We start from the raw sequence: 17,418 nt of genomic DNA on the forward strand, positions 1-17,418 counted from the left end.
TGTCCAAAAGTTAAGCAAAAATCAGGCTTGTAGCAATAGTGTCCTAAAAAGAAGTCCCTTCAAATTCTTGAAGGATTTCAGACCCCGGAACACAGTCCAAAGGTCTGCTTAGCGATTTCCAATTCCTCATTTGTGGCAATGACCAGAATCTTGATTTTGGAGGAATTCTTGTTTATTTCCCGTATTGGAGCCGGGCCCATGTCATTTTTATAGTCGTCCAGGACAATGCCGAGATAGGACATGTCCGTGCAAACAAGTTTCCGCAAGACACTGGAGTTTTCACCGATACCCGCTGTGAACACAATGGCATCCAAACCATTCATAGCAGCTGCATACGCCCCAATGTATTTTTTAATGCGATAAGCATTCATTTCCAGCGCAATTTGGCAATCCGTATCCCCATTTTCGGCCTTCGCCTGAATGTCCCTCAAATCACTATATCCGGTAAGGCCCAACATGCCACTTTCCGCATTCAGTATACGGTTTACCTCATCTAGCGAATGCCCTAATGTGTTCACCAGGTAAAAAATGAGGGCATGGTCTATATCCCCACTTCGGGAACCCATAAGAAGTCCATTGGAAGGGGCAAAACCCAGACTATGGTCAACGCTCTTACCATCGGCCACAGCAGTGATACTACATCCATTTCCAAGATGAATCGTAATTATTTTGGATTCTTCTTTTTTTAAATATTCAATCGCCTTTTCGGAAACATATTTATGACTGGTGCCATGGAATCCATAGGACCGGATGCCGTAATCTGTATAAAACCTGTTGGGAATGCCATACTTGTGCGCCTTAACGGGAATTGTTTGATGGAAAGCCGTATCGAAAACCGCAACTTGCCTGGCTTTTGGGAACAATTGTTCGGCAATTTGAATTCCTTCCAAATTATGGGGATTATGCAAAGGTGCCAAAGCAGAAAATTCCCGGATTTCTTTTTTTACCGTATCGGTAACCCAAGTGGTCTTGGCAAAGGAATCTCCTCCATGAACTACCCTATGCCCTACCACATCAATTTCTTCGATATCATTGATGGCTCCATTTTCAGCGTCCAAAAGGATATCCAGAATTCTCTGCAGTCCCAGTTTATGGCTCTTTATGGCATCCACATAATGTAAGGTCTTACCATTACCCTTGTACGTTAAAGTAGCCTCTTCCAAACCAATGCGCTCCACGATTCCAGAACAAGTAACATGTTCCGAAGGCATTTGTATCAGCTGGAATTTTATGGATGAGCTTCCGGAGTTTAGAATTAGAATGTTCATAGGCTAAAGATAGTAGTATTCTTTACGGCATATGGTAGGGTAGAACGGTTACGGCAGATTTTATTTTCTTTGATTTACATGGTCTGTGCTTGAATGGCTGTAATGATAACGGTATTAACGACGTCCTCGGTGGTACAACCTCGACTCAGGTCGTTTACAGGTTTTTTAAGCCCTTGCAATATGGGCCCTATGGCCAAGGCACCTGTCTCCCTTTGTACCGCCTTATAGGTATTGTTCCCAGTATTGAGGTCGGGGAAAATAAATATAGTTGCCTGTCCCGCAACATCGGAATCCGGAAGTTTGCTTTTACCCACTTGTAGATCTACCGCGGCATCATATTGGATTGGGCCCTCAATTTTAAGATCTGGACGTTTCTTTCGAACAAGTTCAGTAGCCTGGCGTACCCGTTCCACATCCTCACCTGCCCCTGAACTCCCAGACGAATAGGACAACATCGCTATTTTGGGTTCTATACCGAAGGCCAAGCCCGATTCGGCCGAGGAAATGGCAATCTCCGATAGTTGCTCGGCAGTTGGGTTTGGATTGATGGCACAATCACCAAAAACTACTACGCGATTGGGAAGGCACATAAAAAAGACCGAAGATACCAGAGAAACACCCGGCAAAGTCTTTACGAATTGTAGGGCAGGCCGTATGGTATGCTGGGTAGTATGTACTGCACCGGAGACCATCCCATCGGCATGGCCTTTGTAGACCATCATGGTTCCAAAATAGGAAACATCGGTCATCAGATCGCGCGCCATGGTACGGTTCAAGTTTTTATGTTTGCGCAACTCATACAGTGTATCCACGTATTCATCAAAATTTTCGGCTCTGGCCGGGTCAATAATGGAAATCCGGGATATGTCCAATGCCAAATCCAATTGAACTATTTTTTCCTTGATATGCGCAACATTCCCCAATAAAGTGATATCAACGGCATTGTTATCCAATAATTCCTGAGCCGCTTTGAGAATGCGTTCGTCTGTTCCTTCCGGTAGTACAATATGTTTTTTGTTCGCCTGGGCCTTTTTCACAATATTGTACTGAAACATTCTCGGGGTGATTCCATTGGAAGAAAAGGTTACCAAACGCTCTGAAAGCTCCAGTTCTGGTGTGAATTTTGCAAAATCTTGAATGGAAGTGGTTATCTTTTTGGTGTTCTTGGCATAAATCTTAGGTGTTATCGCCCCTATTCGGTTTGTGATGTGAAAAGTTCCCTCCTTTACCGAAATAATCGGCACTATTTCTGAAAGTCCCTGAATAAGTTTTGTAATTGGTTCCTCCGGCTTTAGCCCTCCAGTTAGGATGATGCCGGAGACCGTCGGATAGTTGGAGGAGATATGCGCCTGTAAAGCCCCCAGGATGATATCCGCCCTATCCCCCGGAGTAATGACAAGTGCATCTTCCCTCATATGAGTCAGATAGTTCCGCAACTGCATGGCTCCTACCCCAAAATGTCCTGCCTGATTGTTTAAATAGGACGCCCCGAATAAAACCTCTCCATCCAGTTCGTCCACGATTTCCTTAATGGTGGGGTTTCCTAAAACAGGATTTAGGGGAATAGCCCCGATCAAGACCGCTTCGGGTAGATCCTTTTTAAGGGCATCCGTAACCAATGCTATGTTCTCAGGTTGTATCTTATTGGCAACCATCATCAATACCTCAACTTCTTGTTCCTTGAACGAATCATAGGCCAAATACATGTCCCCAATGAATTCATCCAAGGTCTTACCAACTCCACTGGTCACAATTATGGTTGGAATACCAAGGTTTTTGGCCATTAAAACATTTATGTCCCATTCGATAATACCGCCTTCTCCCGTAAAATCCGTGCCTTCTACAAGGACAAAATCAAAACGATCTTCAATGGCCTTGTACTTTTCAATAATCTTGTCCAGCACCTCATCTTCTTTGTCCCTATTCAACTTTTTTACCACATCGCTACGGGTATACGCATAGGCATCATCATGATCCAGATCCAAATTGAAATAGGACAGTACAGTTTCAATATGATTGTCCATTTTACCAGGGCCAAAGTCATCGATAATGGGCCTGAAGTAGCCCACTTTGGCGGCCTTACCTAGCAATACCTGCATAAGACCTAGGGAAACGATGGACTTACCGCTTTTGGGCTGTGTGGTTGCAATATAAACTGCTTTATTCATGAATCTGTGTTATTGAAGCTGTAAATTTATGGCATTCTTGTCGGGGAATTGCAGTGGAAAACATAAAAGATCAAAAGCTTAACATAGGTGACTTTTCTATCCACACCACTTAAAAATTTGATAATTCTTTCGTACTTTGCTTTTAGGGTGATGGCGTATATATCTAAGATTGTTTTCTACATAACTCTAAATCGAGAAAAATGAAACTGGCACAAAAAATATTGAGTATTTGCTTGTTAATAACAGCGTGGTCCGCTACCGGACAAATTGCCCCGGGTATTTATCATACCAGTATGGACAATGTGCATCATGAACTAAAAACAAATGGGAATTATCTGATCCATTCTATTTATGAAAAGTCTCCTGCAAAATTTATCAAAACTTTAGGTGGGTTCTACACTACCGAAGGCAATATTCTTAAGGTAAAGCTTGAATTTAATTCCAACTACGAAGCGGATGGTCTCACCGAGCTAACCCTGGCGTATTCGCAAGAAGGGGAAAAGCTGACCTTAAAAAATGGTAAAACATTGCACTTTATCGCTTCCAAGGAATCGCGACAGGATTTGGACGGCCCATGGCTTTTTGCCACACGTGGGCCGGATAACGGACAAGAACGACGCGGTGAGGAAAATCCCAGAAAGACCTTAAAGTATCTTCAGGGCGATCGTTTTCAATGGATTGCCTACAACACGGAGACCATGAAATTCTTTGGTACGGGTGGTGGTTCCTTTTCCTCTAAAGATGGCATTTATACGGAGAACATTGAGTATTTTTCCAGGGACAACTCCCGTGTCGGGGCATCCCTAAAATTCGACTATGAAATCAAGGATGTGGATTGGCATCACACAGGCAAGAATAGTAAGGGCGAACCCATGTATGAAATTTGGAGCAGGCGAAAATAGACTTTGCGAACAGTGCCCCTACAACATCCCGGTATTTCGACTACTCTTGGTTGGGTTATTAAAACGGGCTCCTTTCTTTGTACCAATGTTAGGAAAGTAACATCCTGGCCACACTGTACAATGGAATCCTAATATTTTAATCTTTATATTTGATGGGAAGCCTGTAAAAAGTTGGAATGGTGTTCTCCCAAAAAAGAAATATCGTAATCGCGATCGGGTTCGTTTGTGTCCTGATATCTTCCTGTGGCGATAACCGACAATTTTCTGAGCCATTACCGGAAACCGTGGATTTCAATTTTCATATCCGACCTATTTTGGTACAAAATTGTTATTTATGCCACGGCCCCGACGCAAGCGGAAGAAAAGCGGAGCTGAGACTGGACACTTATGAAGGGGCTACAGCGGCCCTAAAGGAAGGTGGCCATGCCATAGTTCCTGGAAAACCTTCAAAAAGTCAATTGATCTATCGGATCAATCACGAAGCTGAAGACCTGGTAATGCCTCCCCCGGATTCCAATTACAAACTGACCGAACGGGAAAAGGCATTATTGGAAAAATGGATCGATCAAGGCGCCGAATGGAAACCGCATTGGGCATTTATAAAACCAGAAACCGGGATTGCCCCTAACAATAGCAATGCAATTGATTCATTGATTCATATGCGACTACGGCAAAAAGGTTTATCCAAGACCTCCAAGGCCGATAAAAATACCCTCATTCGAAGAGTGTCCTATCTGCTGACCGGTCTCCCACCATCACCTGAGGATGTAAAGCGTTTTGTTGCTGATACTTCCAGTGATGCTTATGGAAGCATGGTAGATCGTTACTTAAATTCAAAAGGCTACGGCGAACGCTGGGCCCGCCATTGGATGGACCTTGTCCGTTATGCAGAGACCAAGGGCCATGAATTTGATTATCCTATTGTAGGGGCCTATAAGTATCGCGATTACCTCATACGTGCCTTCAACGAAGATGTGCCCTATGACCAACTTTTAACGGAGCATTTGGCCGGGGATTTATTAGAGGAGTCCCGTGAAAACAAGGAAACCGGCATTTCCGAATCGCCCTTGGGAACAGCATTTTATGTGATGGGCGAAGGCAAACATAGTCCGGTGGATATCAAAAAGGAAGAAGCGGATCGCATTGACAACATGATAGATGTGACCAGTAAGACCTTTCAAGGTCTAACCGTTTCCTGTGCAAAGTGCCATGATCATAAGTTCGACCCGATAACGGCGGCCGATTATTATGCCTTTTACGGTATTATGGAAAGTACGCGCTTTACACCCATTGCCGACGTTTCGATGACCACTGGGCAAACCGCCAAGCAAGTTCAGGATTTGAATCGCTATATGCGAAAAATTGTAGCCGATTCCTGGTCAGAAAAAGACCTACAGGAAATAACCGCTTCAAGGGAATCGCAAAGGCAAAATTCGCCCCTGGATGCGCCTTATACAATTATCGGCGATTTCAGAAATTCCGGTTTTGATAGATGGCTCACAAACGGTCTCGCCTTTGGGGAACGAACTACCTTGGGAAATCCTTTGGTGGATAGGACCTCTGAAAAATTATTAGGGTTGGATAAAGGCAGAGCCTCCAGCAAAACTTTGGGCACTGGAGTATTCGGCTCCCTACAATCTCCCAATTTTATTCTGGACACCGATTACATCGGGATAAGGGCCCGAGGTGCCAACAGTACTATCCGTATCATCATTGATAATTTTCAATTGATCCAAGACCCTATCTACGGAGAGCTAGAGCAGCAGATTAATTCCAAATCCTGGAACAATTACGTTTTTGATATCAGTCCGTGGAAGGGCCACAAGGCCTATATCGAAATTCTTCCAGGTGGCTATAAAGGTCATCATTATAACTTGCCCAAGGATGCCTTTATTGAAGCCCAGTACGCCATTACCTATACTTCGGAATGGCCTGTTGAAATGAAACAGCCGATTGCGAAGCCCGTAAAAAAAGAAAATTGGGCCACCCTGGAACTTTCGGCGAATTTGGTCAATGGGCTGAATCAAAGACTTGCGGAAGGAAAGCTTCCCTCAGAGTTTCCGCAATTAGCCACCGCTTTGGACAGTAGTTACCAACTAATCAAGAATATAGAGGGTGGTTCTTTCTTCTACGGCATTACCGATGGTTTTGGCATCAATAGTCCCGTATTTAATAGGGGTGACCATAACGATCTTCTGGAGGGCGATATTCCCAGACGATTCTTGTCCGCACTACCTTTGGGCGATGTCCCCTTTACATCAAAAGGAAGCGGACGATTGGAATTGGCCGAAACCATGTTGAGCGAGGACAATCCTTTAACAGCTCGGGTAATGGTCAATCGTATTTGGCATCATCTTTTTGGTAAGGGCATCGTGGAGACGGTTGATAATTTCGGATTACAGGGCAAATTGCCTTCCCATCCCGAACTGTTGGACTATCTGGCTATTACCTTCCAAAAGGAAGGATGGTCCATAAAAAAGATGGTCCGTAGTATTGTAACTTCCGAAACATTCAAGAGAGGTACGGCCCGCAATGAAGAGCTCACCAACAAGGACCCGAATAATATTTATCTGGCTTCCTTCCCGGTGAGGCGATTGGAGGCCGAGGCAATTCGCGATGGTGTTCTGGCCGTTTCAGGAAGTTTGGATTCTACTATGTACGGCCCTCCCGTAAAGACCTATCTTACCGAGTTTATGCAAGGCAGAGGAAGGCCAAGCCAGTCCGGTCCCATGGATGGCGCCGGGAGAAGAAGCATTTATCAGGAAGTTCGCCGAAATTTCCTGGAGCCCATGATGGTCACTTTTGATCGTCCCATTCCGTTTAGCACCTTTGGCAATCGCAATGTAACCAATGTGCCGGCACAATCGTTAACTTTAATGAACGATCCTTTTATAGCACAGCAGGCAGGGATTATGGCAGAGAAACTACTCGCCCAAAAAGAACTGACCTTCGATCAAAAAATCGAATGGATCTATATGCGGACCTTTTCTAGAAAACCTAATCCAGAGGAAATACGCAAAGCACAACAATTTATAAGCGGACTGCGGAAAATGGAATCTACGGAAACTGATACGGACAACGAGATCTTAATCTGGAAGGATTTCTGCCATAGCATATTTAATCTAAAAGAATTTATATACTTGATCTAATGAGCCGATACCATAATTTTATGCAACGCCCCCTGTCTCGCCGAGAAATGCTCGGAATATGTAAGGGAGGGTTTGGTGCCCTTGCCTTTACCAGCATGTTCGGGGTTTTGCCTTTTGGTTGTGATCGGCCCAAAACTAGTGCTGCCGATACCGATCTATACCTTGGGGCCCATTATATGCCCAAAGCCAAAAACATCATCTTTTTGTATATGGACGGTGGGGTATCCCAAGTAGATTCATTCGACCCCAAACCTCGACTTGCCAAGGAAAATGGTCAAGATCCCAGAAAAAAGTTCAAGGTAGATGCCACACAATTCGATAATGTTGGAAAGATTTTAAAAAGTCCATGGGAATTCAAGCAGTATGGTGAATGCGGTATGCCTGTAAGTTCACTGTTTCCCCATATCGCTACTTGTGTAGATGATATTGCCTTGATCCGATCTATGACTTCCAATTTTCCCGAACATACCAATGCCAATTATTTTTTACATACCGGTAGTGGTATTCAAGGACGGCCCAGTATGGGATCTTGGATGACGTATGGTTTGGGAAGCGAGAACAGGAATATTCCAGGGTATGTGGTTTTGGATGGTGGTCTGATTCCTCCCGGCGGCCTGGACAATTTTAAGAACGGCTTTTTACCGGCTTCCTATCAGGCTTCCATCTTAAGGGCCGGGGCAGAACCTGTAGCCAATATCAAGCCCTTGGAAAAGGTCAATAATCTACAGGAAGAAAAATTGCAGTTTATCAAACAACTGGACAACAGCCTCATTGGAAAAATGGGAGAGGCGGATGCTGTGGAATCGGCTATTTCCAATTACGAGCTGGCCTATAAAATGCAGTCTTCCATTCCCGAATTGACAGAGTTCAAGGAAGAATCCAAGGCCACCAAAAAGTTATATGGATTCGATTCCGATGATCCCCATACCCGGGGTTATGCGGCCCAGTGCCTATTGGCAAGACGTTTGGTAGAGCGCGGGGTCCGGTTTATTGAATTGACCTGTCCCAAGGTAGCGGCAGACCGCTGGGATCAACACAGCAATCTAAGGGACGGACACGAACGAAATGCCCATGCCGTGGACCAACCCATTGCCGGACTATTAAAAGATTTAAAATCCCGCGGCATGTTGGAGGACACCTTGGTGGTTTGGACAGGTGAATTTGGGCGGACTCCCTTTGCCCAAGGCACCGACGGAAGGGATCACAACCCATCGGCCTTTAGTATGTGGATGGCCGGGGCGGGAGTGAAAGGAGGTACCATATTCGGCAAAACGGATGAGTATGGGTATCGGGTCATCGAAAACGAAGTAACCATTCACGACATGCATGCCACGATCATGCATCTTATGGGTATTAACCACGAACAATTGACTTTTCGTTTTGGAGGTCGGGATATGCGCTTGACCGATGTACATGGGCATGTTATGAAGGATATTTTGGCTTGAAATTTTGAAGGAAGGAAAAACTACTATGCACGACTTTTCCAAAAAGGGAATATTCATTTTTCTTTTGTTGCCCATACTATTGATGGGTCAAAAAACCTCGGACATAACACATTCCTTCTTTTTGGCCGGACCCCAGTTTACAGGCATTATAGACGACGCCGGGGAAGAGCTTTGGGATTCAGGGAAACCTGGGGCAAGGGACGGTTATATTTTGGAAAATGGAAACCTTTTGATTTGTTGGGCAGATGAGGTATTGGAATTCAATACAAAAAAAGAAGTAATCTTCTCCTTTCAAAGAGCCGAAAAATCCATGGAATTGGGAACTGCTGTCCGGCTACAAAATGGAAACACGATGATCACGGAATCCGGAACCAGGCCCAGGATAATAGAAGTGGATGTCCATGGAAATGTGGTCAAAAGTGTCCCTTTGTTACCGGAAACGGATAATGTACATATGCAGACACGTATGGCGAGAAAATTGGAAAACGGCAACTATCTGGTTCCCCATCTATTGGCATTCGCGGTCAAGGAATATGACAATACCGGTAAAGTCATATGTTCTTTTCAAACAGATTTGGAGGATTTGGGAGGAAGAGCGGGAGAAAACTGGCCCTTTACGGCTATCCGATTAAAAAATGGCAATACCGTAATTACCCTTACGCATGGCAACAAAGTCGTCGAAATGGATCCGGAGGGAAAAGTAGTATGGAAAGTGGACAATACCGATTTGAAGGGAGACCCCTTGGCCGATCCATGCGGTGCCCAAAGATTACCCAACGGCAACACGGTCATTGCTAGTTATGGGGCTAAGGAAGGTATAAAACTTTTAGAACTCGACAGGAATAAGAATATGGTTTGGACGTACTCCGGTCATAACGTCCACCATTTTCAAATACTTACCACCAATGGAAAACCTTTACTGGGAAAGCCCCTTAAATAGAACTGAATGGAGTTGGTCCTTATGCTCACTTTTGGCTTTCTAGAAGATCCTTCTGACATCCTTATTTTTTTTGGGCGATTCCATCCGCTAGTGGTACATCTACCCATTGGGTTTCTGATACTGGCCATTATTGCCCAATTTGCCAGCCGTTGGCCTAAGTTCCAGCCTTTAAAACCCTTTCTCCATTACCTTTGGGGGCTAGGCGCCATTAGTGCATTTCTCGCCGTTCTTTTTGGTTATCTATTGTCCCTTTCAGGAGATTATGATACGGATACCTTATTCTGGCATCAATGGAGCGGAATTATGGTCCTGGTATTGTCATTGGCCTGTTATTCCCTTTTTAAAAAGCAAGGAAAAAATACCCCATTTGTGAAATGGCCCTTGGTTGTTTTGGTTGCCATCACCATTACCTATACGGGGCATTTGGGAGGCAATCTCACTCATGGATCTACGTACTTGTTGGAATACGCCCCTAATCCCGTCAGGGGTATGGCCGGTCTACCCCCAAAGAAAGAGCCGAGACCCAAAGTGACACTCTTGGATTCTGCAGATATCTATTTGGATTTGGTACAGCCTATGATGGACGCCAAATGCATTAGCTGTCACAACCCTGGCAAAAAGAAAGGCGGATTGCTATTGACCTCCCATACCGAACTAATGAAGGGAGGCGAAAGTGGCGAAGTGGTAACGATGGGCGATGCCGAGGCAAGTGAGCTGTTTAGACGGATTGCACTTCCCGAAGACCATGATGATTTTATGCCCTCGGAAGGCAAAAGACCGTTAACCGAAGAAGAAGTGGATATCATTGAATTTTGGATTACTACCGGCGCCTTGCCCAAAGGATATGTCACTGAACTAGATAGCAAAAAGGAAATTATTGAAACCGTGAATACCTATCTTGGGTTGGACCAGAATACTATTTTTGGCCAAACCGTAGAGCCACCAAATACAATGCTTATTGATTCCCTAACGGACAATGGTTTTATTATAAACCGCCTAATGCGGGATAACTACTTTCTCGATGCCAATTTTAGCCTTAGTGAAAGAGAAATCACCCAAGCCGACCTGGATTTGTTAATGCGCCTTAAGGCACAATTGGTTTGGCTAGATCTAAGCCATTCGGGAGTAACGGACGAGCATCTTCAACAGTTGGGGCAGTTGGAAAATCTTGTAAAATTGAATCTTAGCGGAAATGCTATCTCGGACACAGGAATTCAACATTTATCAAAATTGACCCATCTGGAATCCTTGAATTTATATAATACCAAAGTTTCGGGGGAACTACTCAACCTGCTTCCCAAACTTGGTAAGCTAAAAAGCATTTATCTCTGGAAAACCCATATCGGTGATACACTTGCTATACAACTTCAGGAAGAATATAAAAATCTTACTATCGTTTATGAGCGGGAGAACTTCGAATAAAAAGTTGGCCCGGACGCTCCCGTGATCGCTCAGGCCATATGCTGTTCCGAACACAAATACTCATAGATTTTCCAATCGCCACTTTATTTCCTTTAGTCGTAACCAATTTTGGTAAAACACCGGTAGGGTAATTACACTTTCTATATATTGAAAAACATAGATGATTAGCGAAAATAGGGCCCCGTATGCCACATTGCCCGCACTTACGGACAGAACTATGGAGAGTACCAAAAACCCCATGAGCACAAGCCATGAAATTGAAAAGTTAAACACTTCCAAATCCGATAGTTTAATATTCCATTTCATCATGTTTTTTAGATGGGATGCCAATAATCCTTTATTGTTCGTCGTGATAACATTTACCTGCTTCTCAAACTCGTTGTTGTATGCGCTATTTAAATAGGTGGTTCTTTTTCGGGTCAGGAAATAAATGAGAAAAACGAAAAACGTGGCTACAAGACCGGTTATAAATACTTGGGTATTTAAACTTGCCAAGATGATGACTACGCCTATCATTGCAATACTATTGGAAATCAACACGGGAAAGGAGTTTTCCAAAAACTCAACAATCTCATTGATCATGCCCAATCTTGCGGTTTTGACGGAAGATTGGTTTTCTTCTATTTTCAAAAGCGTTTCATTGCCCAACCTTCGGTATACCTTTGCATAGATCCTTGAATCGAAAAATCTACGCCCCCCTCCAATCAAGATAATAAGCGTCCCCAATATGCCAAGCTGAACGGCTCCCCAATAACTTCCCTGAAGTGCATCGTCTATGGCAAAACCGATAAATAAAGGGATTAACAATTCAATGGCGGACTCCATCAAAATCAAGATGAATATGAAGATAAGCTTCCATTTGAATTCCAAGAGTATGGCCCTAATTGTTGTTTTTTCGGTATCGAGCCTTTTTCTGATCCTTTTCCAGATTTTTTCTTTATCGATCATGGGCCATCTATCTTGAAAGGGAAACTATTTCAATCGTTTCCAAGTTTCGTTGTCAGAGTAACCCCAGGCCGAATAGCGTATTCGTAATGTATTGCTATTTTCCAACTTAAGCGTTGCTTTTACCTCATACTCCTTTCCTTCATAGGTGAACTTATACTTCCCGTTGCCTTCCCTTCCCTTAAATGTTACATCCTTTATGGCCAATGATTCATGCTTCTCACCATGTCCCTTATCGTCTTTGATGTAGGTGGTATAACAGTTAAGTTTCCCGTTTTCATTTCTAAATTCATACGTCACATAGGATTTCTCGTTCTTTTCCTCGTACTCGGCTTCCCATGCCCCAGGTAATGGGTTGTTGTTTTGGGCGTTCATATCCGTAATCGACACCAATACTATCGCCAAAGTGGAAATTGTTCTTAAAATTCGCATACTATTTCTTTTTAATTGTGGCCAAAGGTATAGGGGAGGATGTGTAGAAATGCCCTTCCCTATAATACTGAACATAAAAAAGGTGTCTTGAATCGTAGGCAAGACACTCTTGGGATTCTTTTCGCCGTAAATAGAGCTACACTTTGGAAGCCTTTTTAAATTCGGTAGGGGTTTGCGAAGTCACTTTTTTAAAGGCGGTATAGAATGCTGCCTTACTATTAAAACCAACATCTAGGGATATCGCGAAAATGGTGTCCGGTTTTGGCATAAGCAGTCTCTTTTTAGCTTCCTCAATGCGAAAGCTATTGATGAAATCCGGAAAGCTCATGCCCGAGTTTTGATTGATCGCCTGTGAAATATGATGCAACGAAGCCCCTAATTTTTCTGACAACGTATTCAATTTCAAATCGAAATCCAAGTATAGCTGTTCTTCCTTGACCAAAGTGCCGATTTTGTGAAACAGTTCTGACGAATCCTTTAAGGAGGACTTGGCATATTTCTTTTGGGTTGCTTCCGGTAAATCCTCAAAATCCCCGGAAAAAGCAAATACGGGAAAATGCATTATGGAATAGGCAAAAATAAAAAAGAAAATAGCGATCAATAACGATTCGAACTTCATGGAGACTTGATAGGTATCCAAGGTATAGCCATTGACCAAAAGATTGATGAACAGACCCAATTGTAAAATAACAAGTGTAATCAGTATTAATTTGGCCCATTTGTATTTAAGCCTTTCATCCTTGTCCAGGATCATCATAGTTGGAGCCTGCCTGAACCGATAAAATGCAAGGAAGAAGAAAGAAATATTGAGCAGACTTACCAAGAGGTACTCCAGGAACAACCATTCATCGTATCCTGAGGATTTTAGGGATGCAAAAAATGTATCCATATTCTCGTACTCCAAAAGTGGATAGAAGAAAGACCACCGTAATAGGGTAACGCCAATAACAATGAAGAGCCACTTTTTAAATGCTACAGGTAGTTTTATCAATAAAGCAATGAAGTAATAGAATAAAAACCCGACTAAATGGTAGAACATGTAGGATATGCCAAAGTACCAATTGTTCCCACTTTCGCTTAGGGTAACATAATAGTCAAAGGATACGAACGTAAAATAAAACACAAGAGTCGCCAGAACGTAGCGAAGCCTTTTATTCCTCCCCAAACCCGATTTTCGGAATACAATGAAAGCAAATAAAAATACCCCCACTGTGAGACTCAACAAGGGTGTAATGTTTAACGCATCCATAGGGCAAATGTAGTATTTAATGCCCATAAAAAAACGGAGTGATTACTCCGTTTTCCAGTAACAGTTTGCCCATATGTCCTAAATGAGTCGTAGAATTTAGGGTTCAAAGAATGCACTCCACGACACATATAATGTTTCCTTGATTTTCTATATCATTGTGCGAAGTATAAAATCACCAACGCATCTATAGCAAGGATCAGTGCCAAAATAAGTACCCAAACCCATAGTCTTAGATGAAAGTTCTTGGCTATTTTCACTTCCGCCCACCACCAAATGCTGATATACCCGATCCATATCCAAGTGTTCTCAATTTTATGAAGCAGCATAATGATCATTCCAATCAAAAAAACGATCATTACCGCAGAGAACTTTGCGATTTCAATTTTTGATGGTTTCATTTAACTGCCTTTTTCGCCTTCTACTTCTAATGACGTAAAACAAGGAGGGAATCAAATACAGGGTCAATATGGTCGATGTAATCATTCCCCCAATGGTTACGATGCCCATGGGAATTCTATATTCCGCACCTGCATCCCCCAAACCAATGGCATTGGGCAACATTCCAAATATTATGGCTACCGTCGTCATAATAACAGCCTTCATTTTGGTCTTCCCGGAAAGGATGGTAGCACTGTGAATGTCCATTTTCTTCTTGCGCATTAACTGTTCGGTATAGTCATGGATTAAAATATCGTCATTGACGACTAGGCCAAGCAAGGTGATGATGGCCATCAAGGACATGATATTCATAGTGGTCCCCGCAAAATACATGATTACAAAAACCCCAATCAAGGCCATGGGTACGGTAGTGAATATGACCAAGGGTTGCCATAGGCTTTCCATAAGCGAGGCCAAAAGCATATACATTAACAACAACGCCAATAAAAATGTTATGGTCATATCGGCTACCGTATTGTCCAATTCCTCTACGTTTCCGCTCCATTGGAAATCAACACCCGAAGGGAGACTAATTTCTTCAAGTTTTGAATCAATGACGGCCCTTACATCCCCCAATATATAGCCGGGTGCCAAGGTTGCACTAAACTCGGAAGTCTTTGACTTTTCCTTGTGAAGGATTTGGGCGGGGGCAGTTTCATAGGACACTTCGGCCAGCTGGCCTACGGTATACATCCCCGTTGGTGTATGTACCGGGAGTTGCTCGATGTCGGTTACCGAATTGGCTTGGGAAACCGGAACCTTGATGTTTATGTTGTACTCCACATCATTTTCACTCATTACCGTTGCTTTGATTCCGGTAATGGCACTACGAATGACCAGTGCCAGTTCATTGACCGAGATTCCCAATTCGGCCAACAAACGCTTCTTGGGTTTAAACTGGAGTAAAGGTGGCCCATTTCGCAAACTCGATTCGAAAGAAATCAAGCCCTCCACATCCTTCAAAAGATTCATGACCTGATCATTTGCCTCGGATAGTTTCGCGGCATCGTTGGATTTTAAGGAAAATCCCAAATCCCCACTTTCCTCGGAATTCACGGTGGCCACTACAGGTTTAATTTCTGGAATCCCCTTGAGTTCATTTAATAGTTTCTCCCCAATTTGAGCGTTGGACAGTTCCCGATCCACACTCTTGTTAAGTTTCAATGAAATATTGGTATAATTGGAACCGGTGGTAAAGGAGTTTTTACTGCCCAACATACTGAGTACCGCTTTTACTTCCGGGTATGCGGTAATCTTTTGTTCCACCAGTTTTGTCAACTCCCTATTTTTCTCGATCGAGGTGCCCGGTTGCATTTCTAGCTCCACGAACAAATCCCCATTGTCGGATTCCGGTTCAAATTCAAACCCGATTTCCCCCAATAGACCCATACTCATGATAAAGAAAAAGAACATTACGGCAAACAGGATGATGGGGTTGCGTTTCTTGGACATCAACCTTCTTAAGGATCTTTCGTAAACCTCCTGAAGTTTTTCAAATGAAGTAATGATCCAGTTTGAAAATTTGGAGGGTTTTGGATTGTTCTTCAATAAAATCGATGCAAGCATCGGGGTCAAGGTAATGGAGACCAGAAGCGAAAAAATGGTCGCGAATGAAATGGTCAAGGCATATTCCCTAAAGAATGCACCGACTATGGAATTCATGGAAGCAATCGGTAAGAACACCACCAAGTTGGTTCCCGTAGAGGCCAATACCGCTGTAAAAACTTCCTGTGTACCGGTAACACAGGCCTCTTTTATGGGCAAGCCCTCTTTTTTGAGGCGAAGAATATTTTCCAAAACCACTATGGAGTTGGAAACCAGGGCCCCAATGGCCACGGCAAAGCTCATCAATGACAACATATTGAGCGACCCATCAAAAAGCCGCATGGCCAAAAAATTAATGATAAGCGATACGGGAATGGAGATGCTTACAATTATGGTGGCCTTAATGTTGTTTACGAATAGGAATAAAATCAATCCAGTAATCACAATACCCAGAATAACGTTGATCATGGCATCGTTTACCGAGCTTTCAATATATTCCGAGGAGTCAAATGGCAAACTCAAGGTAACCCCTTTGGGCAGGTTCCTTTGAATTTCAGGTACCAGTTCCTTTACCGCCTTGGCTATGGCCACCGCATTTGCCGTACTGCTCTTCTGTACGCCTATCCCCACAATATTGTTGAGCTCCCTTTTTTCGATACCATCGTAAAAAAAGGCATCGCTTTTTGCAATCTCGAAAGTATCCTTAACGTTGGCAAAATCGGTCAGTTTCTTTTCGCCATAAGGAGTTGAAACAAAGGTGCTCTCGACGGATTCAACAGAATTATACTTGCTTCCGGTTTTTACTATGGATTCCCGATCTTCACTTACGATATCGCCGCCGGACATATCCACATTATTCTCCTTTAGCTGTGTAGCAACCTCCGTAATGTTCATACCTAGGTCGTAGAGGTTTTTTTTATCGACCTCTACATGAATTTCACGTAATTTACCACCGTTAAACTCAATTTTGGTAACCCCGTCGATACGTGAAATCTTGTCCTTGATTTCCCGTCTGGATAGTTGATAGAGTTCGTTGGCATCCACATTTCCGGTAATGATCAGATCCACCACGGAACCACTATTCATACTAAAAGGGGCCAATAAAGGTTTAGATCGTTTGCGAACAAACGGAAGTTTGGCCTCTTTGGGTAAAAAAGAAACTACCAGGTCTATCTTGTTTCGAAGTTCGGCCATGGCCTTATCCTGGTCTTTATCCAATTCAAATTGAACAATGATCATGGACATATTGGGCATGGAATAGGACTGCATAAGTTTTAATCCATTGATCGTGGCCACTTCCTTTTCCAGCAGATTGGTAATCTCGGTTTCCACTTCACCAGGGGTTGCTCCGGGATAGTCGGTTATAATCGCCATGGCGGGAAGATTAACCTCGGGCATAAGATTAACCGGCAACTTTACATAAGACATAAATCCAAATAGTAATAATGCCAAAAAGACCATTGAGGTGGTTACCGGTCTGGATACTGCAAAATTGGTGACTTGCATAGTGTTATT

General features: G+C 43.3%; 12 protein-coding genes. 5 read left to right on the forward strand and 7 right to left on the reverse strand.

Annotated features, from left to right (window positions below; all coding sequences use genetic code 11):
• Nucleotides 1–77: 77 nt before the first annotated feature.
• Nucleotides 78–1,268, reverse strand: a complete 1,191-nt coding sequence (locus Q0993_RS04230; RefSeq protein ID WP_299530045.1) for an acetate/propionate family kinase — start codon at nt 1,266–1,268, stop codon at nt 78–80.
• A gap of 74 nt (nt 1,269–1,342) precedes the next feature.
• Nucleotides 1,343–3,436 carry a phosphate acetyltransferase gene (pta, locus tag Q0993_RS04235; protein ID WP_299530047.1) on the reverse strand — a complete coding sequence of 698 codons (2,094 nt, stop codon included), beginning with the start codon at nt 3,434–3,436 and terminating at the stop codon, nt 1,343–1,345.
• A gap of 200 nt (nt 3,437–3,636) precedes the next feature.
• On the opposite strand from pta, the gene Q0993_RS04240 reads away from it, so the two are divergent.
• From Q0993_RS04240 to Q0993_RS04260, 5 genes are all read left to right on the forward strand, one after another.
• On the forward strand, nt 3,637–4,338 hold the full coding sequence (locus Q0993_RS04240) for a hypothetical protein (protein WP_299530049.1): 702 nt from the start codon (nt 3,637–3,639) through the stop codon (nt 4,336–4,338).
• A gap of 176 nt (nt 4,339–4,514) precedes the next feature.
• Nucleotides 4,515–7,487, forward strand: coding sequence for a PSD1 and planctomycete cytochrome C domain-containing protein (locus Q0993_RS04245; RefSeq protein ID WP_299530051.1), 2,973 nt, complete (start codon nt 4,515–4,517; stop codon nt 7,485–7,487).
• A gap of 20 nt (nt 7,488–7,507) precedes the next feature.
• Nucleotides 7,508–8,932, forward strand: coding sequence for a DUF1501 domain-containing protein (locus tag Q0993_RS04250; RefSeq protein WP_299530053.1), 1,425 nt, complete (start codon nt 7,508–7,510; stop codon nt 8,930–8,932).
• 4 nt (nt 8,933–8,936) lie between these two features.
• On the forward strand, nt 8,937–9,872 hold the full coding sequence (locus tag Q0993_RS04255) for a hypothetical protein (RefSeq protein WP_299530055.1): 936 nt from the start codon (nt 8,937–8,939) through the stop codon (nt 9,870–9,872).
• Nucleotides 9,873–9,878: 6 nt separating this feature from the next.
• On the forward strand, nt 9,879–11,294 hold the full coding sequence (locus Q0993_RS04260; RefSeq protein ID WP_299530057.1) for a c-type cytochrome domain-containing protein: 1,416 nt from the start codon (nt 9,879–9,881) through the stop codon (nt 11,292–11,294).
• 60 nt (nt 11,295–11,354) lie between these two features.
• Here the strand turns inward: Q0993_RS04260 and Q0993_RS04265 are convergent, their stop codons facing one another.
• The 5 genes from Q0993_RS04265 to Q0993_RS04285 all read right to left on the reverse strand — a co-directional run bounded on the left by Q0993_RS04265 (nt 11,355) and on the right by Q0993_RS04285 (nt 17,409).
• Entirely contained in the window at nt 11,355–12,242 is an 888-nt protein-coding gene (locus Q0993_RS04265; RefSeq protein ID WP_299530059.1) for an ABC transporter six-transmembrane domain-containing protein, read from the reverse strand.
• Nucleotides 12,243–12,266: 24 nt separating this feature from the next.
• The gene (locus tag Q0993_RS04270; protein WP_299530062.1) at nt 12,267–12,671 is read right to left on the reverse strand and encodes a hypothetical protein; all 405 of its coding nucleotides are present in this window, start codon (nt 12,669–12,671) and stop codon (nt 12,267–12,269) included.
• A gap of 136 nt (nt 12,672–12,807) precedes the next feature.
• The gene (locus Q0993_RS04275; protein ID WP_299530064.1) at nt 12,808–13,920 is read right to left on the reverse strand and encodes an AraC family transcriptional regulator; all 1,113 of its coding nucleotides are present in this window, start codon (nt 13,918–13,920) and stop codon (nt 12,808–12,810) included.
• Between the two features lie 152 nt (nt 13,921–14,072).
• Nucleotides 14,073–14,318, reverse strand: coding sequence for a hypothetical protein (locus Q0993_RS04280; RefSeq protein ID WP_299530066.1), 246 nt, complete (start codon nt 14,316–14,318; stop codon nt 14,073–14,075).
• Complete coding sequence (locus Q0993_RS04285) at nt 14,299–17,409, reverse strand: efflux RND transporter permease subunit (protein ID WP_299530068.1); 3,111 nt, start codon at nt 17,407–17,409, stop codon at nt 14,299–14,301. The genes Q0993_RS04280 and Q0993_RS04285 overlap by 20 nt, the downstream gene beginning before the upstream one ends.
• Nucleotides 17,410–17,418 lie beyond the last annotated feature (9 nt).

The sequence above is a fragment of the Ulvibacterium sp. genome (genome assembly GCF_028285715.1).
In the GTDB taxonomy this organism is placed as follows: Bacteria; Bacteroidota; Bacteroidia; order Flavobacteriales; family Flavobacteriaceae; genus Ulvibacterium.

Bases quoted from the DNA above. Each gene is read 5' to 3' on its own strand.
- pta (WP_299530047.1), bottom strand. From the start codon at position 3,436: ATGAATAAAGCAGTTTATATTGCAACCACACAGCCCAAAAGCGGTAAG.
- Q0993_RS04230 (WP_299530045.1), bottom strand. From the start codon at position 1,268: ATGAACATTCTAATTCTAAACTCCGGAAGCTCATCCATAAAATTCCAG.
- Q0993_RS04270 (WP_299530062.1), bottom strand. From the start codon at position 12,671: ATGCGAATTTTAAGAACAATTTCCACTTTGGCGATAGTATTGGTGTCG.
- Q0993_RS04275 (WP_299530064.1), bottom strand. From the start codon at position 13,920: ATGGATGCGTTAAACATTACACCCTTGTTGAGTCTCACAGTGGGGGTA.
- Q0993_RS04245 (WP_299530051.1), top strand. From the start codon at position 4,515: ATGGTGTTCTCCCAAAAAAGAAATATCGTAATCGCGATCGGGTTCGTT.
- Q0993_RS04280 (WP_299530066.1), bottom strand. From the start codon at position 14,318: ATGAAACCATCAAAAATTGAAATCGCAAAGTTCTCTGCGGTAATGATC.
- Q0993_RS04260 (WP_299530057.1), top strand. From the start codon at position 9,879: ATGGAGTTGGTCCTTATGCTCACTTTTGGCTTTCTAGAAGATCCTTCT.
- Q0993_RS04240 (WP_299530049.1), top strand. From the start codon at position 3,637: ATGAAACTGGCACAAAAAATATTGAGTATTTGCTTGTTAATAACAGCG.
- Q0993_RS04250 (WP_299530053.1), top strand. From the start codon at position 7,508: ATGCAACGCCCCCTGTCTCGCCGAGAAATGCTCGGAATATGTAAGGGA.
- Q0993_RS04285 (WP_299530068.1), bottom strand. From the start codon at position 17,409: ATGCAAGTCACCAATTTTGCAGTATCCAGACCGGTAACCACCTCAATG.
- Q0993_RS04265 (WP_299530059.1), bottom strand. From the start codon at position 12,242: ATGATCGATAAAGAAAAAATCTGGAAAAGGATCAGAAAAAGGCTCGAT.